The 23,880-nt window shown below is 64.7% G+C and carries 30 protein-coding genes; 26 read left to right on the top strand and 4 right to left on the bottom strand.

All coding sequences use genetic code 11. The features are described from left to right. Window positions 1-16 precede the first annotated feature (16 nt). The 21 genes from rpsC (at window position 17) to ABE543_RS08830 (ending at window position 11,642) form a co-directional block, all read left to right on the top strand. Window positions 17-751 (top strand): 30S ribosomal protein S3, encoded by a 735-nt coding sequence (gene rpsC, locus ABE543_RS08930; protein WP_004145350.1) that lies wholly within the window; start codon window positions 17-19, stop codon window positions 749-751. A 5-nt stretch (window positions 752-756) separates the two neighbouring features. Beyond that, window positions 757-1,170: a 50S ribosomal protein L16 gene (gene rplP, locus ABE543_RS08925; protein WP_053519743.1), complete on the top strand. Its 414-nt coding sequence runs from the start codon at window positions 757-759 to the stop codon at window positions 1,168-1,170. Next, a complete protein-coding gene (rpmC, locus tag ABE543_RS08920; protein WP_004154487.1) occupies window positions 1,170-1,355 on the top strand; it encodes a 50S ribosomal protein L29 in 186 nt (61 codons plus the stop codon). Before rplP ends, rpmC begins: the two co-directional genes overlap by 1 nt. Before the next feature lie 11 nt (window positions 1,356-1,366). Further along, complete coding sequence (gene rpsQ, locus ABE543_RS08915; RefSeq protein ID WP_053519744.1) at window positions 1,367-1,636, top strand: 30S ribosomal protein S17; 270 nt, start codon at window positions 1,367-1,369, stop codon at window positions 1,634-1,636. A gap of 12 nt (window positions 1,637-1,648) precedes the next feature. Next, window positions 1,649-2,017: a 50S ribosomal protein L14 gene (gene rplN / locus ABE543_RS08910; RefSeq protein ID WP_010483978.1), complete on the top strand. Its 369-nt coding sequence runs from the start codon at window positions 1,649-1,651 to the stop codon at window positions 2,015-2,017. A gap of 16 nt (window positions 2,018-2,033) precedes the next feature. Further along, window positions 2,034-2,351 carry a 50S ribosomal protein L24 gene (gene rplX, locus ABE543_RS08905; protein WP_053519745.1) on the top strand — a complete coding sequence of 106 codons (318 nt, stop codon included), beginning with the start codon at window positions 2,034-2,036 and terminating at the stop codon, window positions 2,349-2,351. An 11-nt stretch (window positions 2,352-2,362) separates the two neighbouring features. Then, window positions 2,363-2,905 (top strand): 50S ribosomal protein L5, encoded by a 543-nt coding sequence (rplE, locus tag ABE543_RS08900; protein WP_053519746.1) that lies wholly within the window; start codon window positions 2,363-2,365, stop codon window positions 2,903-2,905. Between the two features lie 18 nt (window positions 2,906-2,923). Further along, a complete protein-coding gene (gene rpsN, locus ABE543_RS08895; RefSeq protein ID WP_053519747.1) occupies window positions 2,924-3,229 on the top strand; it encodes a 30S ribosomal protein S14 in 306 nt (101 codons plus the stop codon). A gap of 257 nt (window positions 3,230-3,486) precedes the next feature. Then, a complete protein-coding gene (gene rpsH, locus ABE543_RS08890) occupies window positions 3,487-3,885 on the top strand; it encodes a 30S ribosomal protein S8 (protein WP_005415417.1) in 399 nt (132 codons plus the stop codon). Between the two features lie 18 nt (window positions 3,886-3,903). Then, window positions 3,904-4,428 (top strand): 50S ribosomal protein L6, encoded by a 525-nt coding sequence (rplF, locus tag ABE543_RS08885; RefSeq protein WP_053519748.1) that lies wholly within the window; start codon window positions 3,904-3,906, stop codon window positions 4,426-4,428. A 31-nt stretch (window positions 4,429-4,459) separates the two neighbouring features. Continuing rightward, on the top strand, window positions 4,460-4,813 hold the full coding sequence (rplR, locus tag ABE543_RS08880; RefSeq protein ID WP_053519749.1) for a 50S ribosomal protein L18: 354 nt from the start codon (window positions 4,460-4,462) through the stop codon (window positions 4,811-4,813). A gap of 160 nt (window positions 4,814-4,973) precedes the next feature. Beyond that, window positions 4,974-5,516 (top strand): 30S ribosomal protein S5, encoded by a 543-nt coding sequence (rpsE, locus tag ABE543_RS08875; RefSeq protein ID WP_005408213.1) that lies wholly within the window; start codon window positions 4,974-4,976, stop codon window positions 5,514-5,516. Continuing rightward, entirely contained in the window at window positions 5,509-5,700 is a 192-nt protein-coding gene (gene rpmD / locus ABE543_RS08870; RefSeq protein ID WP_004145412.1) for a 50S ribosomal protein L30, read from the top strand. Before rpsE ends, rpmD begins: the two co-directional genes overlap by 8 nt. 6 nt (window positions 5,701-5,706) lie before the next feature. Then, the gene (gene rplO, locus ABE543_RS08865) at window positions 5,707-6,150 is read left to right on the top strand and encodes a 50S ribosomal protein L15 (protein ID WP_053519751.1); all 444 of its coding nucleotides are present in this window, start codon (window positions 5,707-5,709) and stop codon (window positions 6,148-6,150) included. Window positions 6,151-6,157: 7 nt separating this feature from the next. Further along, window positions 6,158-7,525, top strand: coding sequence for a preprotein translocase subunit SecY (gene secY, locus ABE543_RS08860; RefSeq protein WP_005415420.1), 1,368 nt, complete (start codon window positions 6,158-6,160; stop codon window positions 7,523-7,525). Between the two features lie 347 nt (window positions 7,526-7,872). Beyond that, the gene (gene rpsM / locus ABE543_RS08855) at window positions 7,873-8,229 is read left to right on the top strand and encodes a 30S ribosomal protein S13 (RefSeq protein WP_004154500.1); all 357 of its coding nucleotides are present in this window, start codon (window positions 7,873-7,875) and stop codon (window positions 8,227-8,229) included. An 11-nt stretch (window positions 8,230-8,240) separates the two neighbouring features. Beyond that, complete coding sequence (rpsK, locus tag ABE543_RS08850) at window positions 8,241-8,630, top strand: 30S ribosomal protein S11 (protein WP_004145443.1); 390 nt, start codon at window positions 8,241-8,243, stop codon at window positions 8,628-8,630. Window positions 8,631-8,645: 15 nt separating this feature from the next. Then, window positions 8,646-9,275 (top strand): 30S ribosomal protein S4, encoded by a 630-nt coding sequence (rpsD, locus tag ABE543_RS08845; protein WP_004145446.1) that lies wholly within the window; start codon window positions 8,646-8,648, stop codon window positions 9,273-9,275. A gap of 55 nt (window positions 9,276-9,330) precedes the next feature. Further along, window positions 9,331-10,329 carry a DNA-directed RNA polymerase subunit alpha gene (gene rpoA / locus ABE543_RS08840; protein WP_004145453.1) on the top strand — a complete coding sequence of 333 codons (999 nt, stop codon included), beginning with the start codon at window positions 9,331-9,333 and terminating at the stop codon, window positions 10,327-10,329. A 191-nt stretch (window positions 10,330-10,520) separates the two neighbouring features. Beyond that, complete coding sequence (gene rplQ / locus ABE543_RS08835) at window positions 10,521-10,904, top strand: 50S ribosomal protein L17 (protein ID WP_053519752.1); 384 nt, start codon at window positions 10,521-10,523, stop codon at window positions 10,902-10,904. Window positions 10,905-11,135: 231 nt separating this feature from the next. Beyond that, window positions 11,136-11,642, top strand: a complete 507-nt coding sequence (locus ABE543_RS08830; protein ID WP_053519753.1) for a disulfide bond formation protein B — start codon at window positions 11,136-11,138, stop codon at window positions 11,640-11,642. A 63-nt stretch (window positions 11,643-11,705) separates the two neighbouring features. Here the strand turns inward: ABE543_RS08830 and ABE543_RS08825 are convergent, their stop codons facing one another. Further along, window positions 11,706-13,832, bottom strand: a complete 2,127-nt coding sequence (locus ABE543_RS08825; RefSeq protein ID WP_346475597.1) for a TonB-dependent receptor — start codon at window positions 13,830-13,832, stop codon at window positions 11,706-11,708. Between the two features lie 219 nt (window positions 13,833-14,051). Between ABE543_RS08825 and ABE543_RS08820 the strand changes: the two genes are divergently transcribed. Both ABE543_RS08820 and ABE543_RS08815 read left to right on the top strand, forming a co-directional pair. Further along, window positions 14,052-15,443, top strand: coding sequence for a 3-deoxy-7-phosphoheptulonate synthase class II (locus ABE543_RS08820; RefSeq protein ID WP_053519755.1), 1,392 nt, complete (start codon window positions 14,052-14,054; stop codon window positions 15,441-15,443). A gap of 515 nt (window positions 15,444-15,958) precedes the next feature. After that, complete coding sequence (locus ABE543_RS08815; protein WP_053520335.1) at window positions 15,959-17,101, top strand: mechanosensitive ion channel family protein; 1,143 nt, start codon at window positions 15,959-15,961, stop codon at window positions 17,099-17,101. Window positions 17,102-17,162: 61 nt separating this feature from the next. Here the strand turns inward: ABE543_RS08815 and ABE543_RS08810 are convergent, their stop codons facing one another. Genes ABE543_RS08810 through typA form a run of 3 tightly spaced genes read right to left on the bottom strand, consistent with a single transcriptional unit; the run spans window position 17,163 to window position 21,150 of the window. Beyond that, window positions 17,163-18,785 (bottom strand): amidase, encoded by a 1,623-nt coding sequence (locus ABE543_RS08810; RefSeq protein ID WP_346475596.1) that lies wholly within the window; start codon window positions 18,783-18,785, stop codon window positions 17,163-17,165. A 41-nt stretch (window positions 18,786-18,826) separates the two neighbouring features. Next, window positions 18,827-19,294 (bottom strand): DUF2127 domain-containing protein, encoded by a 468-nt coding sequence (locus ABE543_RS08805; protein ID WP_065176006.1) that lies wholly within the window; start codon window positions 19,292-19,294, stop codon window positions 18,827-18,829. 8 nt (window positions 19,295-19,302) lie between these two features. After that, a complete protein-coding gene (gene typA / locus ABE543_RS08800) occupies window positions 19,303-21,150 on the bottom strand; it encodes a translational GTPase TypA (protein WP_053520332.1) in 1,848 nt (615 codons plus the stop codon). 249 nt (window positions 21,151-21,399) lie between these two features. Between typA and ABE543_RS08795 the strand changes: the two genes are divergently transcribed. The 3 genes from ABE543_RS08795 to ABE543_RS08785 all read left to right on the top strand — a co-directional run bounded on the left by ABE543_RS08795 (window position 21,400) and on the right by ABE543_RS08785 (window position 23,701). Next, window positions 21,400-21,891 carry a peptidylprolyl isomerase gene (locus tag ABE543_RS08795; RefSeq protein WP_053520333.1) on the top strand — a complete coding sequence of 164 codons (492 nt, stop codon included), beginning with the start codon at window positions 21,400-21,402 and terminating at the stop codon, window positions 21,889-21,891. A gap of 118 nt (window positions 21,892-22,009) precedes the next feature. Further along, window positions 22,010-22,996: a malate dehydrogenase gene (locus tag ABE543_RS08790; RefSeq protein ID WP_005415428.1), complete on the top strand. Its 987-nt coding sequence runs from the start codon at window positions 22,010-22,012 to the stop codon at window positions 22,994-22,996. Window positions 22,997-23,086: 90 nt separating this feature from the next. After that, window positions 23,087-23,701, top strand: a complete 615-nt coding sequence (locus ABE543_RS08785) for an RluA family pseudouridine synthase (protein ID WP_111187031.1) — start codon at window positions 23,087-23,089, stop codon at window positions 23,699-23,701. The last annotated feature ends 179 nt before the right edge of the window (window positions 23,702-23,880 follow it).

Genomic DNA, 23,880 nt, shown 5'->3' with positions numbered 1-23,880 from the left:
GGATAAGGAAAAGACCATGGGTCATAAAGTTCATCCGATTGGTATCCGTCTCGGTATTTCCAAGGACTGGAACTCCAAGTGGTACGCCAACAAGGCCGAGTTCGCTGGTTACCTGGCAGCCGACCTGAAAGTTCGCGAAATGCTGCGCAAGAAGCTGGCTCAGGCCGGCATCAGCAAGATCCTGATCGAGCGTCCGGCCAAGACCGCGCGCGTGACGATCCACACCGCCCGTCCGGGCGTGGTGATCGGCAAGCGTGGTGAGGACATCGAGAAGCTGCGCAAGGAAGTGAGCGAGATGATGGGCGTTCCGGCGCACATCAACGTCACCGAAGTGCGCAAGCCGGAACTGGACGCGCAGCTCGTTGCCGAGTCGATCGCCCAGCAGCTGGAGCGTCGCATCATGTTCCGCCGCGCAATGAAGCGCTCGGTGGGCAACGCGATGCGCCTGGGTGCCCTGGGCATCAAGGTCAACGTGGGTGGCCGCCTCAACGGTGCTGAAATCGCCCGTTCGGAGTGGTACCGCGAAGGCCGCGTGCCGCTGCACACCCTGCGTGCCGACATCGACTATGGCTTCGCTGAAGCCAAGACGACCTACGGCATCATCGGCATCAAGGTCTGGATCTACAAGGGCGAGGTCTTCGATTTCTCCCAGGTTGGCCAGGAAAAGCAGGACGACACCCCGTCGCGCAACGATCGTCACGATCGCGGCGACCGTGGTGACCGTCAGCGCCCGGCCCGTGAAGCGAGGTAACGACAATGTTGCAACCCAAGCGAACCAAGTACCGCAAGGTACACAAGGGCCGTAACGAAGGCCTGAGCTGGAGCGCCAACGCTGTCAGCTTCGGCGAATACGGCCTGAAGGCAACCGCACACGGTCAGCTGACCGCGCGTCAGATCGAAGCGGCTCGCCGCTCGATCAGCCGCTACGTCAAGCGCGGCGGCAAGATGTGGATCCGCGTGTTCCCCGACAAGCCCATCACCAAGAAGCCCATCGAAGTTCGAATGGGTTCGGGTAAGGGTAACGTGGAATACTGGGTGGCCCAGATCCAGCCCGGCCGCATGATCTATGAAATCGAGGGTGTTTCCGAGGAAGTGGCTCGCGAGGCGTTCCGCCTGGCCGCCGCCAAGCTCTCGGTCACCACCACTTTCGTGACCCGTACGGTGCGCTGATGGATATCAAAACTCTCCGTGAAAAGTCGGCTGACGAACTCAAGGCCCACCTGATCGACCTGCGTAAGGAACAGTTCTCTGTCCGTATGCAGCAGGTCACCGGCCAGCTGCCGAAGACCCACGACATCCGCCGGGTCCGTCGCGAGATTGCTCGCGTCAAGACCCTGCTCGGCAGCACGAAGTAAGGATGGCCGCTATGAGCGACAATACTGAAAACAAGACGCTGCGCACGGTCGAAGGCCGTGTCGTCAGCAACAAGATGGACAAGACGGTTACCGTCCTGGTTGAGCGTCAGGTCAAGCACGCACTGTACGGCAAGTACATCAAGCGCTCGACGAAGCTGCACGCCCACGATGCCGACAACGCCTGCAAGGAAGGCGATGTCGTCCGCGTGACCGAGATTGCTCCGATGTCCAAGACCAAGAACTGGCGCGTGGTGGAAGTCATCACGCGTGCGGCTGAATAAGGAGTCTGAATCATGATCCAGATGCAGAGCTACCTTGACGTCGCGGACAATTCGGGTGCCAAGCAGGTGATGTGCTTCAAGGTGCTGGGTGGTTCCAAGCGCCGTTACGCCGGCATCGGCGACATCATCAAGGTCACCGTGAAGGATGCGATTCCGCGCGGCAAGGTCAAGAAGGGTGAAGTGTATGACGCCGTCGTGGTGCGTACCCGCAAGGGTGTGCGTCGCGCCGACGGCTCGCTGATCCGCTTCGACGGCAACGCTGCCGTCCTGCTGAACAACAAGCAGGAGCCGATCGGTACCCGTATCTTCGGGCCGGTGACCCGTGAACTTCGTTCGGAGAAGTTCATGAAGATCGTCTCGCTCGCTCCCGAAGTGCTGTGAGCGACAGGAGATAATCATGGCTAACCGTATCAAGAAGGGCGACCAGGTCGTCGTCAACACCGGCAAGGACAAGGGCAAGCAGGGCGAAGTCGTCCGCGTCGACGGCGACCGTGTGGTCGTCGCCAACGTGAACATCGTCAAGCGCCACACCAAGCCGAACCCGCAGGCAGGCGTTGCCGGCGGCGTGGTCGAGCGTGAAGCTTCGATCCATATCTCCAACGTGAATGTGCTGAACCCGGCTTCGGGCAAGGGCGAACGCGTTGGCTTCAAGGTGCTGGAGGATGGACGCAAACTGCGTGTGTTCCGCTCCAGCGGTGAGGCGCTCGACGCCTGAGGAATGAGAAGATGACTTCCCGTCTCGAAAAGTTCTACAAGGACGAAGTGGTGCCGGCGCTGATGAAGCAGTTCGGCTACACCAATCCGATGGAAGTGCCGAAGCTCGTCAAGGTCACCCTGAACATGGGTGTCGGCGAAGCGGCCACCAACAAGAAGATCCTGGAAAACGCCGTCGGCGACATGACCAAGATTTCCGGCCAGAAGCCGGTTGTCACCAAGTCGCGTATTTCGGTTGCGTCGTTCAAGATCCGTGATGGTTGGCCGATCGGCTGCAAGACCACGCTGCGTCGCCACAAGATGTACGAGTTCCTGGATCGCCTGATCAACATCTCGCTGCCGCGCGTGCGCGACTTCCGTGGTGTCTCTGGTCGTTCCTTCGACGGTCGCGGCAACTTCAACATGGGTGTGAAGGAACAGATCATCTTCCCGGAAATCGACTTCGACGCTGTCGACGCGATCCGCGGTATGGATATCGCCATCACCACCACTGCGAAGACCGACGCGGAAGCGAAGGCGCTGCTGGCAGCGTTCAAGTTCCCGTTCCGTAACTGATCCGTCGAGGAAACCGAAATGGCAAAGACCTCCATGGTCAACCGCGACATCAAGCGGGAAAAGCTGGCCAAGAAGTACGCTGAGAAGCGTGCTGCTCTGAAGAAGATCGTGTCCTCGGTGGACGCGAGCTACGACGAGAAGATCGAAGCTGCTGCCAAGCTGGCCAAGCTGCCGCGCGATTCGTCGCCGAGCCGCCAGCGCAACCGCTGCGAACTGTCCGGCCGTCCGCGTGGCGTCTACAGCAAGTTCGGCTTGGGCCGCAACAAGCTGCGTGAAGCCACCATGCGTGGCGACGTCCCGGGTCTGCGCAAGGCCAGCTGGTAATCCCAGCCGGTCCTGCGATCAGGCGCCCCTCCGGGGGTTCCTGAACCAGGGAGGGGAGGCATTCAGCCTCCCTTTCGCAAAAAACCCGAAGAGCCCGACGCAAGTCGGGCTCTTTTGGCGTATACTCCCGCGTCTTGCCCTGTGCAGACGGGGTTGTAGGGCGGGCCACAGGTCCGCTGCATCAAGGGACCTGGCCCGTTTCCAGGAGACAACAGATTTTCGCGAAAGCGGATATCGGTGCACTCAAAGGTACTCATATGAGCATGACTGATCCCATCGCCGACCTGCTGGTCCGCATCAAGAATGCGGCCGCGGTTGGCAAGCAGACGGTGAAAGCCCCGTCGTCCAAGATCAAGGTTGCGATCGCCCAGGTCCTGAAGGACGAGGGTTACATCACCGACCTGCGCGTTACCCAGCTGGAGAACAACAAGGCCGAGCTGGAAATCGTGCTGAAGTATTTCGAAGGCAAGCCGGTCATCGCGACCCTGAAGCGCTTCTCGCGTTCGGGCCTGCGCCAGTACCGCGGCAAGAGCGAGCTGCCGAAGGTCATGAACGGCCTGGGCATCTCCATCATTTCCACCTCCAAGGGCATCATGACTGATGCGCAGGCGCGCCAGCTGGGCGTCGGCGGCGAAGTCCTGTGCTTCGTGGCCTAAGGCGAAAGGAGTAGAACTATGTCCCGCGTAGCCAAGAAGCCGATCGACCTGGGTAAGGTTGAACTGAACGTCCAGTCGGAAAGCGTCACCGCCAAGGGCCCGAAGGGCACCCTGTCGCTGGCCAAGCCGGCCGGTATTGCCATCAACGTCGACAACGGCGTTGCCACCCTGAGCACCGAGAACGTCGAACTGGTCGCACTGACCGGTACCGTGCGTGCGATCCTGGCCAACATGGTCAAGGGCGTGTCCGAAGGCTTCGAGCGCAAGCTGGAGCTGGTCGGCGTGGGTTACCGCGCTGCCATGCAGGGCAAGGACCTGAGCCTGTCGCTGGGCTTCTCGCACCCGGTCGTGTTCGTGGCGCCGGAAGGCATCACGCTGTCCACCCCGACCCAGACCGAGATCCTGGTCCAGGGCGCGGACAAGCAGGCCGTCGGTGAAGTTGCCGCCAAGATCCGTGCGTTCCGCAAGCCGGAGCCGTACAAGGGCAAGGGCGTGAAGTACTCCGACGAAGTCATCATCCGTAAGGAAGCCAAGAAGGCCTAATAGGCGCTTCCGCTTTCATAGGAAAAACATCATGAACAAGAACATCGCCCGCCTGCGTCGCGCCAAGTCGACCCGCGCCCACATCCGTGAGCTCGGCGTCGCCCGCCTGTCGGTGCTGCGCACCGGCCAGCACCTGTATGCCCAGGTCTTCACCGCCGACGGTTCCAAGGTGCTGGCTGCCGCCAACACCACCCAGACCGACGTCAAGGAAGGCCTGAAGAGCGGCAAGAATGTCGATGCCGCCGCCAAGGTTGGCCGCATCGTCGCTGAGCGTGCCAAGGCCGCCGGCGTCGAGAAGGTTGCCTTCGATCGTTCGGGTTACCGTTACCACGGCCGTATCAAGGCCCTGGCAGAGGCTGCCCGCGAAGCCGGCCTGCAGTTCTAAGGGATCGGGGCAGGGGGCCGATGGCCCCCTGTCCGCCTGCTCGCCAGCCTGAGCGAGGCTGGACGGCGCCATTCTTCTGTAGTGGCCCACCGGAACGACGCGTCATTCCACAACCATAAGCGGCCCTGAGCCGTACATACCCAACAACCAAGGAATCAACATGGCAGAAGAGCGTCAGCAGCGGGGTCGCGATCGCGACCGTAACCGCGAAGAGAAGATCGACGACGGCATGATCGAAAAGCTGGTCGCGGTCAACCGCGTCAGCAAGACCGTCAAGGGTGGTCGCCAGTTCACCTTCACCGCCCTGACCGTGGTCGGCGACGGCGAAGGCAAGGTCGGTTTCGGTTATGGCAAGGCCCGCGAAGTGCCGGTCGCCATCCAGAAGTCGATGGAACAGGCCCGCAAGAACCTGGTCAGCGTTGACCTGAACAACGGCACCCTGTGGCACACCATCAAGGATGGTCATGGCGCAGCCCGCGTGTTCATGCAGCCGGCTTCGGAAGGTACCGGCGTCATCGCCGGCGGTGCCATGCGCGCCGTCCTGGAAGCGGTTGGCGTGAAGAACGTGCTGGCCAAGGCCACCGGTTCGCGCAACCCGATCAACCTGGTGCGTGCCACCGTGAAGGGCCTGTCTGCAGCGCAGTCGCCGGCCCGCATCGCGGCCAAGCGCGGCAAGAAGGTGGAGGAACTCAACCATGGCTAATGAGTCCAACAAGACTGTGAAGGTGCGCCTGGTGCGCGGCCTGCGTGGTGCTCAGTCGCGTCACCGTCTGTCGGTGCGTGCCCTGGGTCTGAACAAGCTCAACGATGTGCGTGAACTGAAGGACAGCCCGCAGGTTCGCGGCCTGATCAATACCGTTCACTACCTCGTCAAGGTTGAGGAGTAATCGATCATGACTCTGCGTCTCAATGAACTGAGCCCGGCACCGGGCGCCCGTACCGAGCGCACCCGCGTCGGTCGCGGTATCGGCTCGGGCCTGGGCAAGACTGCCGGCCGCGGCCACAAGGGTTCGTTCGCCCGCAAGGGTGGCGGCAAGATCAAGGCCGGCTTCGAAGGCGGCCAGACCCCCATGCAGCGTCGTCTGCCGAAGATCGGCTTCCGTTCGCCGATCGCCAAGGACACCGCTGAAGTGCTGCTGTACCAGCTGGACAAGCTGCCGGCCGGCGAGATCGACTTCGCCGCCCTGCGTGCCGCCAAGCTGGTCCCGAGCACTGCCAAGAAGGCCAAGGTCGTCGTCAAGGGCGAAGTGACCAAGGCGTTCACCCTGAAGGGTGTTGCTGCCACGGCCGGTGCCAAGGCTGCGATCGAAGCTGCCGGCGGCAGCGTAACGGAGTAAGAAAATCATGGCGCAAGCTGGCATCGGTAACCTCGCGGGCGGAATGGGCAAGTTCACTGAACTTCGCCAACGTTTGCTGTTCGTCGTCGGGGCTTTGATCGTCTATCGCATCGGCTGCTACGTGCCGGTGCCGGGCGTCAATCCCGATGCCATGCTTGCCATGATGCAACAGCAGGGCGGCGGCATCGTGGACATGTTCAACATGTTCTCGGGCGGCGCCCTGCACCGTTTCAGCATCTTCGCGCTGAACGTGATGCCGTACATCTCGGCATCGATCGTGATGCAGCTGGCCGTGCACATCTTCCCCGCCCTGAAGGCGATGCAGAAGGAAGGTGAGTCCGGTCGCCGCAAGATCACCCAGTATTCGCGCATCGGCGCCGTGCTGCTGGCAGTGGTGCAGGGCGGTTCGATCGCTCTGGCCCTGCAGGGCCAGGTCTCGCCGTCGGGCGCTCCGGTCGTGTACGCGCCGGGCATGGGCTTCGTGCTCACCGCCGTGGTCGCGCTGACCGCCGGCACCATGTTCCTGATGTGGGTCGGTGAGCAGGTCACCGAGCGCGGCATCGGCAACGGCGTGTCGCTGATCATCTTCGCCGGTATCGTGGCGGGCCTGCCGGGCGCGGTCATCCATACCTTCGATGCCTACCGCGACGGCAACATCCAGTTCATCCAGCTGCTGCTGATCGCCATCGTCGTTCTAGCCTTCACCTTCTTCGTGGTGTTCGTCGAGCGCGGCCAGCGCCGGATCACGGTCAATTACGCGCGCCGCCAGGGCGGTCGCAATGCGTACATGAACCAGACCTCGTTCCTGCCGCTGAAGCTCAACATGGCCGGCGTCATCCCGGCGATCTTCGCCTCGAGCCTGCTGGCCTTCCCGGCCACCCTGGCCATGTGGTCCGGCCAGGCGGCCAACCAGAGCAGCTTCGGCCAGGTCCTGCAGAAGGTCGCCAACGCGCTGGGTCCGGGCGAGCCGCTGCACATGATCGTGTTCGCTGCGCTGATCACCGGTTTCGCGTTCTTCTATACCGCGCTGGTGTTCAACTCGCAGGAAACCGCCGACAACCTGAAGAAGTCGGGCGCGCTGATTCCGGGCATCCGTCCGGGCAAGGCCACTGCCGACTACATCGACGGCGTGCTGACCCGCCTGACCGCAGCCGGCTCGGCCTACCTGGTGATCGTCTGCCTGCTGCCGGAACTGATGCGCACGCAGCTGAACGCCTCGTTCTACTTCGGCGGTACCTCGCTGCTGATCGTGGTGGTGGTGGTGATGGACTTCATCGCCCAGGTGCAGGCGCACCTGATGTCCCACCAGTACGAGAGCCTGCTGAAGAAGGCCAACCTGAAGGGTGGCAACCGCGGCGGTTTTGCCCGCGGCTGATTCGCCTGTTATACTTTCGTCTTCCTGACGTGATGGTCCCTCCGCTTCGCGGACTCCGGCCACACAAACGAAGGGCGGCCCCCGCAGCGGTTCCGGGTGGGGGTGTGATGAGGTGGTCCCGCGCAGGAGTAGCGCGGGCGGCCCCGGGAGACCTCCCGGGATCAACCCCATCCGGCGCCGGAGCCTGGGCACACTCCCCAGGCCGGGTTCATGAAACCTCTGGTTTCACGGGCTTCCATGTAAACCGGAACCTTGTTAGTATCGCTAGTTCACTTTTTTGATCCATCCTGCCGGATTGGCGTGCCCGAGGCGCGCTGTCGGCCATCACTCAGCTGGAGAACCGCGTCATGGCGCGTATTGCAGGCGTCAACCTGCCAGCCCAGAAGCATGTCTGGGTCGGGTTGCAAAGCATTTACGGCATCGGCCGTACCCGTTCGAAGAAGGTCTGCGAAGTCGCAGGCGTCGCTTCGACCACCAAGATCCGCGATCTGTCGGAGCCGGAAATCGAGCGCCTGCGCGCCGAAGTCGGCAAGTACATCGTGGAAGGCGATCTGCGCCGTGAGATCGGCATCGCGATCAAGCGCCTGATGGACCTGGGCTGCTACCGCGGCCTGCGTCACCGTCGTGGCCTCCCGCTGCGTGGCCAGCGCACCCGTACCAACGCCCGCACCCGCAAGGGTCCGCGCAAGGCGATCAAGAAGTAAGGGACTGAGAAATGGCTAAGCCCGCTGCTAAGACCAAGAAGAAGATCAAGCGCGTCGTCACTGACGGCGTTGCCCACGTCCACGCTTCGTTCAACAACACCATCGTCACCATCACCGACCGCCAGGGCAATGCTCTGTCGTGGGCGACCTCCGGTGGCGCTGGCTTCCGCGGTTCGCGCAAGTCGACCCCGTTCGCTGCCCAGGTGGCTGCCGAGAAGGCCGGTCGTGCTGCGCTGGACTACGGCGTGAAGTCGCTGGAAGTCCGCATCAAGGGCCCGGGTCCGGGCCGTGAGTCGGCCGTGCGTTCGTTGAACAACGTCGGCTACAAGATCACCAACATCATCGACGTGACGCCCATCCCGCACAACGGGTGCCGTCCGCCGAAGAAGCGTCGCGTCTAAAGGGAGCGATAAGAAATGGCTCGTTATATCGGTCCTACCTGTAAGCTCGCCCGCCGCGAAGGCGCCGACCTGTCCCTGAAGAGCCCGGCGCGTGCGCTGGACTCCAAGTGCAAGCTGGAGCAGAAGCCCGGCCAGCATGGCGCCACTGCCCGCAAGGGCAAGCTGTCCGACTACGCCACCCAGCTGCGTGAAAAGCAGAAGGTCAAGCGTATCTACGGCCTGCTGGAGCGTCAGTTCCGCAACTACTACAAGAAGGCCTCGACCAAGAAGGGCAACACCGGCGAGAACCTGCTGCAGCTGCTGGAAACCCGCCTGGACAACGTCGTCTACCGCATGGGCTTCGCCGTGACCCGTCCGGCTGCCCGCCAGCTGGTGTCGCACCGCGGCGTCACCGTGAATGGCAAGTCGGTCAACCTGGCTTCGTACCAGGTCAAGGCTGGCGATGCCATCGCGCTGTCCGAGAAGGCTGCCAAGCAGCTGCGCGTCCAGGAAGCCCTGACCGTCGCCGCACAGCATGACCTGAGCCCGTCGTGGGTTGAAGTGGATTCCGGCAAGTTCACCGGCATCTTCAAGGCGGTTCCGGATCGTTCGGATCTGCCTGCGGACATCAACGAAGCGCTGATCGTCGAGCTGTATTCGAAGTAATTCACATTGGAGAGCCCCCGGCGACGGCCGGGGGTTCACTAGGAGAACCCGCAACATGACGGTTACCGCCAACCAGGTTCTGCGTCCTCGCGGTCCGCAGATCGAACGCCTTACCGACACCCGTGCAAAGGTCGTTATCGAACCTTTGGAGCGGGGTTACGGGCATACGCTGGGCAACGCCCTGCGTCGCGTGCTGCTGTCGTCCATCCCGGGCTTCGCCATCACGGAAGTCGAAATCGACGGCGTGTTGCATGAGTACACCACGGTCGAAGGTCTGCAGGAGGACGTGCTCGAAGTCCTGCTGAACCTGAAGGACGTGGCCATCCGTATGCACTCCGGCGACAGCGCCACCCTGTCCCTGTCCAAGCAGGGCCCGGGCGTTGTCACCGCTGCCGATATCAAGGTCGACCACAATGTGGAGATTCTGAACGGCGACCATGTGATCTGCCACCTGACCAAGGATACGGCAGTGAACATGCGTCTGAAGATCGAGCGTGGTTTCGGCTACCAGCCGGCTGCTGCGCGTCGTCGTCCGGACGAAGAAACCCGTGCCATCGGCCGCCTGGTCCTGGATGCCTCGTTCTCGCCGGTCCGCCGCGTCGCCTATGCCGTGGAAGCGGCCCGCGTCGAACAGCGTACCGACCTGGACAAGCTGGTCATCGATATCGAGACCAACGGCACCATCGATGCCGAGGAAGCCGTGCGCACCGCCGCCGACATCCTCAGCGATCAGCTGTCGGTGTTCGGTGACTTCACCCACCGCGACCGCGGTGCGGCCAAGCCGGCCAACAACGGCGTGGATCCGGTGCTGCTGCGCCCGATCGACGATCTGGAGCTGACCGTGCGTTCGGCCAACTGCCTGAAGGCTGAAAGCATCTACTACATCGGCGATCTGATCCAGAAGACCGAAGTGGAGCTGCTGAAGACCCCGAACCTGGGCAAGAAGTCGCTCACCGAGATCAAGGAAGTGCTGGCCCAGCGTGGCCTGTCGCTTGGCATGAAGCTGGAGAACTGGCCGCCGGCCGGCGTCGCCAGCCACGGCATGCTGGGCTGATAAAGCCTCCTGCTGTACCCGAAGGCTCCACCGTCAGCGGTGGAGCCTTCACCGCAAGATGCCATGACGAACCGCAGGTTCGCGGGCAGGTCGTCCAGGACGGGCGGCCAGGACCATCCGCAGTCCGTGCAGCAACGCCAGGATGGCGACAACGATCCACACAGCCACATCATTAACCAAGGAACATCACCATGCGTCACCAGAAGTCTGGCCGTAAGTTCAGCCGTACCAGCGCCCATCGCGAAGCGATGTTCAAGAACATGGCCGCCTCGCTGTTCAAGCACGAGCTGATCAAGACCACCCTGCCGAAGGCCAAGGAACTGCGCCGCGTCGCCGAGCCGCTGATCACCCTGGCCAAGGTCGATTCCGTTGCCAACCGCCGTCTGGCCTTTGCCCGCCTGCGTGACAACGAAGCCGTGGGCAACCTGTTCACCATCCTGGGCCCGCGCTACGCGAACCGTCCGGGTGGCTACCTGCGTCTGCTGAAGTGCGGCTTCCGCGCCGGCGACAATGCTCCGATGGCCTACGTCGAGCTGGTCGACCGTCCGGCCGTGGCCGAGGAAGTGGCCGAGTAATCGGACCGCTCCAACGCGACACAGTGAAAGCCCGGCATCTGCCGGGCTTTTGCGTTCTGGTAGCGCCGGGCGATGCCCGGCGGTTACGTTTCCGCTGCACTCGCCGGGCATGGCCCGGCGCTACCTGCGAAGGGAAGTGGCCCGCACCGTTCCGACGAGCGTCACCGGCAGCGGTTCGAATGGCAGGCGCGGTCGGTTACGCTTGGCGCCTGATCCATTCGAGCATTCACGATGAATCCTCTGCGCTGGCCCTTCCGCGCCCAGTTCCTGCTGGGCTTCCTGATCTGCGTGGGCCTGCTGGGCTATGCGATTTTCCTGCAGCTGAAGATGGGGCTGGAGCCGTGCCCGCTGTGCATCTTCCAGCGGCTGGCCTTTGCCGCGCTCGGCCTGCTGTTCCTGCTGGGCGCACTGCACGGCCCGTCGAACCGGCCGGGACGGGTGACGTACGGCATCCTTGCCTTCATTGCGGCCGCCGTCGGCGTCGGCATCGCCGCGCGCCATGTCTACGTGCAGATGCTGCCGCCGGAAATGGGTGCCACCTGTGGCCCGCCGCTGAGCTTCCTGCGCGAGACCATGGGCCCGTTCGAGGTGTTCCGCACGGTGCTGACCGGTACCGGCAACTGCGGCAACATCGACTGGACCTTCCTCGGACTGACCATGCCGATGTGGTCGGGCGTGTGGTTCGTGCTGCTGGGGCTGTGGGCACTGCTGGTGCCGCTGCGCAGGGTCAGGCGCTGAGTAACTGACGCGCCCCAGCAGAGCCGGGCATGGGCTCGGCTCTGCCGGGGGCAGCGACATCGATCAGAAATCCTGTTGCAGGCTGAGATAGGCGCCGCGTCGCGGGCCCCACTGCGGGGCGAACACGCCTACGCCGCCGCCATCACGCAGCTGATAGCTGCGATCCAGCGCGTTGATCAACGCCAGCTGTGCATGCAGCGGATGGCCGCTGTCGGCGTTGAAATCGTGGCCAGCACTGAGGTTCACCTGCAGGTAGGACGGCAGCTCGCCCCCATTGGGTACGCTTTCGGTGTCCGAGCGCAGGCCACTGCCGAACACGTAGTTGGCACCGATCCGGTTGTGTCCGGCGAAGGCATAGCTGACGCCGCCCGACGAGGTCAGCTTCTGGTCGTGGTCCAGGTGGATCCAATGGTCGGCCACGTAGGCCAGGGCGTCCGGGTCGAGGTTGTACTGGCCGGTGATCACCTGGGTGCCGATCGCCTTGTTGTATGCAGCGTTGAAGTACGCGCTGAACGGTCCGTCGCTGTAGTCGGCGCTGAACTCCAGGCCGCGGATGTGGCCGCGACGATAGTTGAACGTTGAATAGAGGTAGGCGGCGCCGAACTGGCCTTCATCCTGCAGGCGGCCGACACGCCGGTCATACGCATCCACGCCGAGCGTCAGGTGCTCGCCGATCTGCTGCGAGATGCCGAGGTCGTAGTAGTCACTGCGCTCGGCCAGTGGCGTGGCGTTGCCATCACTGGGCTGCTGGTTGCTGGTGCCGTCGTACAGCGCGATGTCGTCGCGGGCGATCAGCTCGCTGGCCGGTGGTGTGAAGTAGCGCGCATAGCCTGCGTGCAGGGTGGTGCTGTCGCCGGCATTCCAGACCACGCCCAGGCGCGGGCTGATCTGGCCTTCGGTCCGCCCGAAGGCCGTGTAGCGGTCGCCGCGCAGACCATAGTTGACCGTCCAGTTGTGTCCGATCTTCCACTCGTCCTGCACGTAGAGCGCCAGCGTGCTGGCGTGGAAAGCACTGCGGTCGGGAATCAGCAGGGGCGTGGTGCTGGCCTGCTGGCCGGCGTCGTCAACCGGGAACACCCAGCTGCTGCTGTGGGCCCGCGCGGTCTCATGATTGCCGTACAGGCCATAGCGCAGCGTGTGATCGCTGCCCAGCGGGGTGGAAACGTCGGCCTGCACGGTGTTGGCGCGGTTGCTGCGCTGCACCTGTGAAGCAACACCGCTGAACACCAGATCGCCCGCGACATCGGGATTGAACCCGACATCGCTGTAGCGTTGGCCGGCCGAGAGCTGGTATGCGCTGGCGCCCAGCGTCCCCTGCAGCACCAGCATGCCGAAGCGCGTGGTCTCGCGCTGGGTCTCATCCAGCTGGCTGGAGTCGAACGTGGAGGTATCGAGGTAGCCGAACTGCGGTGTCTGGCCCGGGTTCACCGGAATCTGGAAGCGGTTGTTGGCAATGCCGGCAAACACGCTCACGCGCGTGTTCTCGTCCAGCAGATAGGTGAGGTCGGCGAACGCCTTGCCCTGGTGGGTGTCGTCGTGCAGCGGCCGGCGCGAGTTCGTCGGGTTCTCCAGGCCGACCTCGTTCTGGTCGTAGTTGCCGGTCAGGAACCAGCTCCAGCGTCCCTGGTTGCCCCACCAGGAGGCGTTGGGATTGACCTTGCCGAACGACCCGGCAGTCAGTCCGGCGCTGCCGCCGTTGCCCAGTTCGGCGCCACTGCGGGTGGTGATGTCCACCACTGCGGCGGTGCGTTCGCCGAACTGCGCCGGCAGTGCGCCATCCATCAGCCGGATGCTCCTGATGGTTCGCGTATCCAGGGTCTGGCCGAAGCCGGAGATCGATTCGGGCAGCAGCACGCCGTTGATGCGGTACTGCAGGTTGGCGTGATCACCACGCACATGGACACCGCCGTAGGAGTCCTGGACCACGCCCGGGGCCTGCAGCAGCACCTGGCTGAGTGCGGCGGAGGCGCCGAGCGGCTGCTTCTGGATGTCCTCGGCGGTGATCTGGTACTGGCTGCTGCCGATGTCCGGCGACAGCGCGTTGCGGGCCTGATCGAGGTGGGCGCTGACGGTGACCGCATCCAGGTTTTTCACTGCGGGCCCGGCGTCATCCGCGGCTGCGGCAAGGGGGGACGTGCTGGCCAGGGCCAGGGCGAAGGTGATGCTGGTAGCGAGGCGTGAGGGCTTCATGGGAGAGAGCAGGGCCTGGGGCGGGGAGGGGGCCGGTCCATGACGGTGAGTGTTACTCCGTAACAGATCATGCGCCTCTGGCGGCGCCGCCGACCATGCGGTCTGTGGCTGCTCGGCGCGTGCTTTCCCTGGCGTTCAGGCATCGGGCCGGAAGGGCTGGCCCTTTGCGGCGGCGGCCGGCTCTGCGACCATGACCGTCCCCCACCCCGGAAGTCTGCAATGAGCCTGTCCGCCGTTTCACCGGTTCCCGATCCTGCCGCAACCGCTGCGGGTGCTGCCTGGTCGCCGGAGAGCTGGCGCGGCAAGACCGCACTGCAGATGCCGACCTATCCCGACCCGGTGGCGCTGGATGCTGCCCTGCATGAGCTGAAGCGGCTACCCCCTCTGGTGACCTCGTGGGAGATCCTGGCGCTGAAGCAGCAGCTGGCGGAGGCGCAGGAGGGCAAGCGCTTCCTGCTGCAGGGCGGCGATTGCGCCGAGAACTTCAGCGACTGTGAGTCCGGCACCATCTCCAATCGGCTGAAGGTGCTGCTGCAGATGAGCCTGGTACTGGTGCATGGCCTGCGCCAGCCGGTGATCCGCGTCGGCCGCTTCGCCGGCCAGTACGCCAAGCCACGCTCGGCTGATACCGAGACCCGTGATGGGGTGACGCTGCCCAGCTACCGGGGCGATGTGATCAATGCGCCGGCCTTCACCGAAGCCGCGCGCCTGCCCGACCCGAAGCGGATGCTGCAGGCCCACGCGCATTCGGCGATGACGATGAACTTCGTGCGGGCGCTGATCGATGGCGGCTTCGCCGACCTGCACCACCCCGAGTACTGGAACCTGGACTGGGTGCGGCACTCGCCGCTCGCCGCCGAGTACCAGAAGATGGTGGCATCGATCGGCGATGCCGTGCACTTCATGGAAACCCTGGCCGGTGCCCGGGTGCACAACCTCAACCGCATCGACTTCTACACCTCGCACGAGGCCCTGCTGCTGCCCTACGAGCAGGCGCTGACCCGGCAGGTGCCGCGCCAGCAGGGCTGGTTGAACCTGAGCACGCACTATCCCTGGATCGGCATGCGCACGGCGGCGCTCGACGGCGCGCACGTGGAGTACCTGCGGGGCGTGCGAAATCCGATCGCGATCAAGGTGGGGCCGTCGGTTTCGCCGGACCAGCTGCTGCGCCTGATCGATGTACTCAATCCGGACGACGAGCCCGGGCGCCTGACCTTCATTCACCGCATGGGCGCGACGCAGATAGCCGAAAAGCTGCCGTCGCTGTTGGAAGCGGTCAAGCGCGACGGCCGCCGCGTGCTGTGGGTGTGCGATGCCATGCACGGCAACACCGAGAGTACTGCCAATGGGTTCAAGACGCGTCGCTTCGACAACGTGCGCCGCGAGGTGGAGTTGTCGTTCGATCTGCACGCCGCGGCGGGTACGCGCCTGGGCGGCGTGCACCTGGAGCTGACCGGCGAAGACGTGACCGAATGCACCGGTGGCGCGCGCGAGCTCACCGAGCGTGATCTTGAGCGCGCGTATCGTTCCACGGTCGATCCGCGGCTGAACTACGAGCAGTCGCTGGAGATCGCGATGGCGATCGTGCGCAAGCAGGAACAGGTTCGCTAAGGGTTTTCGGCAGGGCTTGCAGCCCTGCACCTGCGGAGTCAACGTCGACGTCAAATGCGGGCATTCCGTGGGATGGCGGATTCCCGGTGTCTGTCAGATCCACGCCATGCGTGGATGAATCTCTGTCCGATATCGAAATCAATCCGGGGTCAGATCCGTTTTCCGCAGGCAAACGGATCTGACCCCACGAGCCATTCCGACAGATCCCGAAAATATGTCGAAGGCGGGGTGGGTCCGGTTGCGGGGGCGTGAGCCGCATGGATGCGGCGACCGAGCCTCCATGGACGGATTCACGGCGTCCCCCGCAACCGGACCCACCCCGCCATCCCACGGAATGCCAGTTTCTGCTGCTGCTTTTGCTTTTGCTGTTGCTTCTGCAGTTTCTGTTGCTCCAGCGCTCAGCAGGTGCAGGGCTGCAAGCCCTGCAGACCAACACCCTGCTTACGAACGGCTGACGTGACGCTCATGCGCCATGCGCGAGGCTGTCCGCTGCTGTTCGAGTGGAGGTGGCAACCGTGCACTGGCAAAGCGCACAGGCATATGCATGGCCGCTGGGTCTGGCGGCACTGGTAGGCGGCATCGGCGCCTGGCTGATCCTGTGGATCTATCACCGGCTGAAAGGGCGTGATCGCCGGCGCGCGCGCATCGGTCGCGTGCTTGGTCTGCCAATGGCGACCGCATGGCCCTTGCTGCTGCTGATCCCGGCGCTGCAGGCCACGCCACTGCAGGAGCCTCTGCTGGGGCATCTGCAGCACGGGCTGCACATCGCGCTGACGGCCTGTTTCATCTGGCTGCTGGTGCGCGCGGTGGCCGCCGGCGAGCGTGCGATCCTGCGCAGTCATCCCATCGACGTCTCGGACAATCTGGAAGCCCGACGCATCCAGACCCAGACGCGGGTGCTGAGCCGCGTGCTGATGGGCGGCATCATCGTGCTCGGTGCATCGCTGGTGCTGCTGACATTCCCGATGGTGCAGAAGATCGGCGCCGCCCTGCTGGCCTCGGCCGGTCTGATCGGGCTGGTCGCGGGCATCGCCGCCAAGCCGGTGTTCGGCAACCTCATCGCCGGCCTGCAGATCGCCGTGACCCAGCCGATCCGGCTGGATGATGTGGTGATCGTTGAAGGCGAGTGGGGGCGCGTGGAGGAGATCGGCAGCAGCTATGTGGTGGTACGCATCTGGGACGAGCGGCGGATGGTGGTGCCGCTGACCTGGTTCATCGAGAACCCCTTCCAGAACTGGACCCGGCGCAGCGCCGATCTGCTCGGCACGGCATTCCTGTGGCTGGACTACCGTGCGCCGATCGCGGCGATCCGCAGTGAACTGGAGCGCATCTGCCGCGGCGAGGCGCTGTGGGATGGACGGGTCTGCGTGACCCAGGTGACCGAAACCAGCGAGCGGGCAATCCAGGTGCGCCTGCTGGTCAGTGCACGCAGCTCCGGCGATGCCTTCGATCTTCGCTGCCTGGTGCGCGAGCGCATGCTGGATTTCCTGGCGCGAGAGCATCCGCAATCACTGCCGCAGCTGCGCGCGCGGTTGCAGCGCGAGGATGAGCTGGACATGCCACGCGCACCGCGTGCACGTACGGCAGATGTACGTTCACCCGGGGCGGAGGACGGCGAGGCCGCGATCGCGCCGGTGGAACCGGACCCCGACCGCTAGCGCCGGGACGTGCCCGGCGAGCGCAGCGGTACCCCCGGTCCGCCGGGCAACCCGGGGCCGATCAAGGCTCGCCAGTGTCGATCAGGGTGTCGGTTTCGAAATGAGGCGGGCGACGCGCACGTGTGCGTTGCTCGTAGGCATAGGCCATTTCGATCAGCTTCGGCTCGCTCCAGGCTGTGCCCATGAACAGCAGGCCGACCGGCAGGCCGTTGATCTGTCCCATCGGCACGCTCAGGCTGGGGTAACCCGCGACCGCTGCCACGCTGTAGCTCTCACCCGGGAAATCGTCGCCTTCGCGGCGGATGGGCCAGGCTGTGCCGGTGGTCGGTGCAACCAGCGCATCCAGCTGGTAGGCAGCCAGGACGGCGTCGATGCCTTCCGGCCCGGCCAGGCGCCGTGCATCGCTGCGCGCACGGATGTAGGCAGGGTCGGCCAGTCCGGCAGTGGCGTTGGCCTCCAGCAGCAGTTCCTGGCCGAACAGGCCCAGTTCCTGCGGCGCCTGGGCCTGGTTGAAGGCGATGAGTTCGCCAAGACTGCGCAGGGGCGCGCGGTAGGTCTTGAAGTAGCGCTCCAGCCCGGCCTTGAACTCATGCAGCAGCACGACCCGCTCGGCTTCGGCCCAGGCACCCGGGTCGGGCAGTTCCACCGGCACCACCACCGCGCCCGCACGGCGCAGTTCGGCGGCGGCCTGATCGATCAGCGGTGCCATGCCACGGTATGTCAGCAGAGGGGGCTGCAGCAGGCCGATGCGCTTGCCGCGCAGGCCTTCGGGGTCCAGGCGCGCGGTGTAGTCGTAGACCGCGCGGCCGGGCATGGTGGCCGTGGCCGGGTCGGCATCGTCCCGGCCCGCGATCGCCGTCAGTACGGCCGCGGCGTCGGCGACGCTGCGCGTCATCGGCCCGGCGGTGTCCTGGCTGAAGGAGATCGGGATGATGCCTTCGCGGCTGACCAGGCCGACCGTCGGTTTCAGGCCGACGATGCCGTTGATCGCGGCCGGGCAGACGATGCTGCCGTCGGTCTCGGTGCCGATCGCCACACTGGCCAGATTGGCGGCCACCGCCACCGCGCTGCCGCTGCTGGAGCCACAGGGCGAATGGCTGAGACGGTACGGATTGCGGGTCTGGCCACCGCGCGCGCTCCAGCCCGACACCGAATCGTTGCCGCGGAAGTTGGCCCACTCGCTGAGGTTGGTCTTGCCCAGCACGACCGCGCCGGCCTCGCGCAGGCGTCTTACCAGATAGGCATCGGCGGGGCGGAAACCCTGCAGCGCGAGCGATCCGGCGCTGGTGGTCATGGGCGCGGCGTTGATGTTGTCCTTCAGCAGGACCGGAATGCCATGCAGCGGCCCGCGCAGATGGCCGTCCCGGCGCTCGCGATCGCGTTCACCGGCTTCCCGCAGGGCATCCGGGTTGAGTTCGATGACGGCACGCAGGCGCGGCCCGGCGCGATCCAGCGCAGCGATGCGCTGCAGGTAGGCGTGGGTCAGCGTGGTGCTGTCCAGTTCGCCGGCCACCATGCGCGCCTGCAGGTCGGCCAGGTCGGTCTCGGCGTAGGGGAAGGGCACGTTGCGGCTCGCGGGTTCGGCGGCGTGGGCGCTGGTCGTGGCCGGGCTGCAGCCAACAATGAACAACGCGGGCAGCGCGATGAGCAGGCAGGTCAGCAGAGGCGGCAAGGACGGGCGCATGGGGCGGCTTGGTCGGCTCCAATGCCCAGTGTAGCTGCTGCTCAGTGGTGGCGCTTGCGCAGGTCGCGGGCCAGGACGTAGACCACGAGCAGGTTGATCGCCAGGATCGTCCAGGAGGGCCAGCCGGGGTGGCGGACGATGGCGAAGACATCGAAGGGCAGATACAGCGCGGCGGTCAGGCAGCCCAGCCAGGAGGCCCAGGCCCTGGCCCGCCAGAGGCCCCAGGCTTCCACCAGGTGCAGCAGGCCGTAGCCGATCATCGCCGCCGCCGCCAGGTGCACGGCGTCGGGATTGATCATGTTCAGGAGGGAGGGCAGGGTGCCGTGATCCGGGTCCAGGCTGAAACGCCGGATCAGGGCATTGACCCCATCGCGGAGCGGCTGCGGACCGAGCACTTCAAGCCCGGTCGCAGCCAGCAACGCCAGCACCGCCTTGCTCGCTTCGAGCAGGGCGATGACGTGGAGGCCCGGATGCCGGTGTGGATCCGGGTTGTAGCCGCTCTGGCTCACGGTCCGGCTCAGCCGCCGCGCGAAGCCTTCTTGCGGTCGCTTTCGGTCAGGAACTTCTTGCGCAGCCGGATTTCCTTCGGAGTGATCTCGACCAGCTCGTCGTCCTCGATGAAGTCCAGCGCCTGTTCCAGCGAGTACTTGATCGCCGGGGTCAGCTGGATCGCATCGTCCTTGCCCGAAGCGCGCATGTTGGTCAGCGGCTTGGTCTTGATGGCGTTGACGGTCAGGTCGTTGTCCTTGGAGTGGATGCCGACCAGCTGGCCTTCATACACATTGTCGCCTTCAGCAGCGAACAGCTTTCCGCGTTCCTGCAGCGGGCCCAGGGAGTAGGCCGGAGTCACGCCCGGGGCATTGGCGATCATGACGCCGTTGATGCGCTTGGCGATTGCGCCCTGTTCCTTCGGACCGTAATGGTCGAACACGTGGAACAGCAGGCCCGAACCCTGGGTCAGGGTCTTGAATTCGTTCTGGAAGCCGATCAGGCCACGGGCCGGGATCGAGTATTCCAGGCGCACGCGGCCCTTGCCGTCCGGTTCCATGTTCTTCAGCTGGCCCTTGCGGGTGCCCAGCTTTTCCATCACGCCGCCCTGGTGCACTTCTTCCACGTCCACCACCAGCTGTTCGATCGGCTCCATCTGCTGGCCGTCGATTTCCTTGATGATCACTTCCGGACGCGACACGGCCAGTTCGTAGCCTTCACGACGCATGTTCTCGATCAGCACCGACAGGTGCAGTTCGCCACGGCCGGAGACCAGGAACTTGTCGGCGTCCTCCAGCTGTTCGACCTTCAGCGCCACGTTGTGGACCTTTTCACGGTCCAGGCGGTCCTTGATCTGGCGGCTGGTCAGGAACTTGCCACCGGACAGGTCCTTGTTGCCCGCGAACGGCGAGTTGTTGACCTGGAAGGTCATCGAGATGGTCGGCTCGTCCACGGTCAGCGCCGGCAGCGCTTCCGGGGTGTCCGGGTGGCAGAGGGTGTCGGAGATGGTCAGCTCCGGAATGCCCGAGATCGCCACGATGTCGCCGGCTTCAGCGGTGTCCTGCTCGATGCGCTCCAGGCCCAGGAAGCCCAGCACCTGCGCGACCTTGCCGTTGCGCTTCTTGCCTTCACGATCGATCACCGTGACCTGCATGTTCTTCTTCAGGGTGCCACGCTGGATGCGGCCGATGCCGATCACGCCCACGAAGTTGTTGTAGTCCAGCTGGCTGATGCGCATCTGGAAGGCACCTTCCGGATCCACTTCGGGCTTCGGCGCGTGCTTCATGATCGCTTCGTAGAGCGGGGTCATGTCGCCATCGCGGACGGTGTCTTCCAGGCCGGCATAGCCGTTCAGGGCCGACGCGTAGACGATCGGGAAGTCCAGCTGCTCGTTGGTCGCGCCGAGCTTGTCGAACAGATCGAACACCTGGTCGATCACCCAGTCCGGACGCGCGCCCGGACGGTCGATCTTGTTGACCACCACGATCGGCTTGAAGCCCATCGCGAAGGCCTTCTGGGTGACGAAGCGGGTCTGCGGCATCGGGCCGTCCATCGCGTCGACCAGGATCAGCACGGTGTCGACCATCGACAGCACGCGCTCGACCTCACCGCCGAAGTCGGCGTGGCCGGGGGTGTCGACGATGTTGATCCGGTTCTTGATGCCGGTCTTCTTGTCTTCCCAGGTGATGGCCGTGTTCTTGGCCAGGATGGTGATGCCGCGTTCCTTTTCCTGGTCGTTGCTGTCCATCACGCGCTCGGCGAGGACGGTACGCTCGGACAGGGTGCCGGACTGCTTCAGCAGCTGGTCGACCAGGGTGGTCTTGCCATGGTCGACGTGGGCGACGATGGCGATGTTGCGAAGATTTTCGATGGACATACGAAAGGGGGCCAGTCGGCGCCGGATTTGGAAAAAGAAGTCCAACATTATACGTCGAACTTGACGATTCGCGAAAAGCTGGATTCCGGCTCGCCCGGGAGCCCCATTCAGCTGGCCGTCGGGGCCCCGCCGGCGGCGCCCCTCCAGAGCCTGAAGCGTCGCCCTGCGCCGATGGTCGAAGCCGCCGCCGCCACGAGCCGGGTGTAAACTAGGTGGCTAGACGCCTTTCCCTTTGCAACAAGGATCTTCATGTCCCTCATCGCCACTTTCGACACCACCCAGGGCCCGATCAAGGTCGAGCTGTTCGCTGACAAGGCGCCGCTGACCGTTGCCAACTTCGTGAACCTGGTCAAGCACGGCTTCTATGACGGCCTGATCTTCCACCGCGTGATCGCCGACTTCATGATCCAGGGCGGTTGCCCGCAGGGCCGTGGTACCGGTGGCCCGGGCTACAAGTTCGAAGACGAGAAGAACGGCGTGAAGCATGAGGTCGGCTCGCTGTCGATGGCCAACGCCGGCCCGAACACCAATGGCAGCCAGTTCTTCATCACCCACATCAAGACCGATTGGCTGGATGGCCGCCACACCGTGTTCGGCAAGGTTCTGGAAGGCCAGGCCATCGTCGATTCGGTCAAGCAGGGCGACGTGATCCATTCGATCACCCTGGAAGGCGACGTCGACGCCGCGCTGGCCGCACAGGCCGACCGCGTGGCCGAGTGGAACAAGATCCTCGCCGCCTGACCCCCTTCCGAGACGGCCACCCATGGGTGGCCGTTTCCCTGTTCTCCGCCGCCTGCCAGGCCCGCCGGGCCACGCCCGCGGCGTCCCATCAAACGCTTGCAAGCAAGAGGAAACCCCCATGAAAGCACCCGTTCGTGTTGCCGTGACCGGCGCCGCCGGCCAGATCGGTTATGCCCTGCTGTTCCGCATCGCCTCCGGCGAAATGCTGGGCAAGGACCAGCCGGTCATCCTGCAGCTGCTGGAGCTGCCGGTGGACAAGGCCCAGGCCGCCCTGAAGGGCGTGATGATGGAACTGGAAGACTGCGCCTTCCCGCTGCTGGCCGGCATGGTCGGCACCGACGACGCTGAAGTGGCGTTCAAGGATGCCGACATCGCCCTGCTGGTCGGCGCGCGTCCGCGCGGCCCGGGCATGGAGCGCAAGGACCTGCTGCTGGAAAACGCCAAGATCTTCACCGCGCAGGGCGCGGCGCTGAACAAGGTCGCCAGCCGTGACGTGAAGGTGCTGGTGGTCGGCAACCCGGCCAACACCAACGCCTACATCGCCATGAAGTCGGCACCGGACCTGAAGCCGGAAAACTTCACCGCCATGCTGCGCCTGGACCACAACCGTGCCCTGAGCCAGCTGTCGGCCAAGCTCGGCAAGCCGGTCGGTGGCATGGAAAAGCTGGTGGTGTGGGGCAACCACAGCCCGACCATGTACCCGGACTACCGTTTCGCCACCGCCGATGGTGCTTCGATCGCCGATGCGATCAACGACCAGGAGTGGAATGCCAACACCTTCATTCCGACCGTCGGCAAGCGCGGCGCGGCGATCATCGAAGCCCGTGGCTCGTCCTCGGCGGCTTCGGCGGCCAATGCCGCGATCGACCACGTGCGTGACTGGGTGCTGGGCAGCAACGGCAAGTGGGTCACCATGGGCGTGCCGTCCGATGGTTCCTACGGCATCCCGGAAGGCGTGATCTTCGGCTTCGCCGTGACCACCGAGAACGGCAAGTACACCCTGGTCAAGGATCTGCCGATCGACGACTTCAGCCAGAAGTACATCGACAAGACCCTGGCCGAGCTGGAAGAAGAACGCGCCGGCGTTGCCCACCTGCTGGGCTGATGCCGCGGGTGCCGGTCTGGCCGGCACGCAGCTGACAGAAACGGGGAAGCTTCGGCTTCCCCGTTTTCATATGGAGTTCCGCAGAACCGCATGATCCACCTGCATTACATCGATGACGCGCTGCTGGTGGTGGAAAAGCCCGCTGGCCTGCTGTCCGTGCCTGGCCGTAGCGCGGAGAACCAGGACTGCGTGGTGGCCCGCCTGCAGGTGCTGTACCCGGACGCGCTGACCGTGCATCGGCTGGACCAGGTCACCTCCGGTCTGCTGCTGCATGCACGGGGCAAGACGACGCAGGCCGCGTTGTCGATGCAGTTCGAGCAGCGCAGGGTGGGCAAGTGCTACGAAGCCGTCGTGCAGGGTGTGATCGAAGGTGAAGCCGGTGAAGTGGATCTGCCGCTGATCGTGGACTGGCCGAACCGGCCGAAACAGAAGGTCGACCATGAACACGGCAAGCCGGCGCTGACGCGCTGGCGCGTGCTGGCCCGCGATGTTGAAGCGCAGCGCACGCGCGTGGCGCTGGAGCCGGTGACCGGGCGCAGCCATCAGTTGCGCCTGCACATGGCCAGCCTGGGTCATCCGATCGTCGGCGATGTGCTGTATGGCGCCGCACCGGCGCAGCGCGTGCATCTGCATGCGCGCAGCCTGCACTTCACCCACCCGGTGACGGGCGACGCGCTGGCGTTCGAGTCCGCCACTCCGTTCTAAGCAGGGCAAGGGGGCGGCAGGGCTGCGCCCTGCACCTGCTACGAGCCAGGGCAACGTCAGATTCAACGTCAAAAGCGCGCTGTCCGTGGGGTGGCGGGGCGGGGTCGGAGGGCGGGGACGCCGCACGTACGGCCCTGTAGGCTTGGCCGCGGCATCCATGCCGCGGACACCCCCCACTC

This window comes from Stenotrophomonas sp. TWI169, from assembly GCF_039674705.1.
GTDB classification, from domain to species: domain Bacteria; phylum Pseudomonadota; class Gammaproteobacteria; order Xanthomonadales; family Xanthomonadaceae; genus Stenotrophomonas; species Stenotrophomonas maltophilia_P.
Note: the sequence above shows the minus strand (reverse complement) of the source record. Positions and strands in the feature narration are given on the sequence as shown.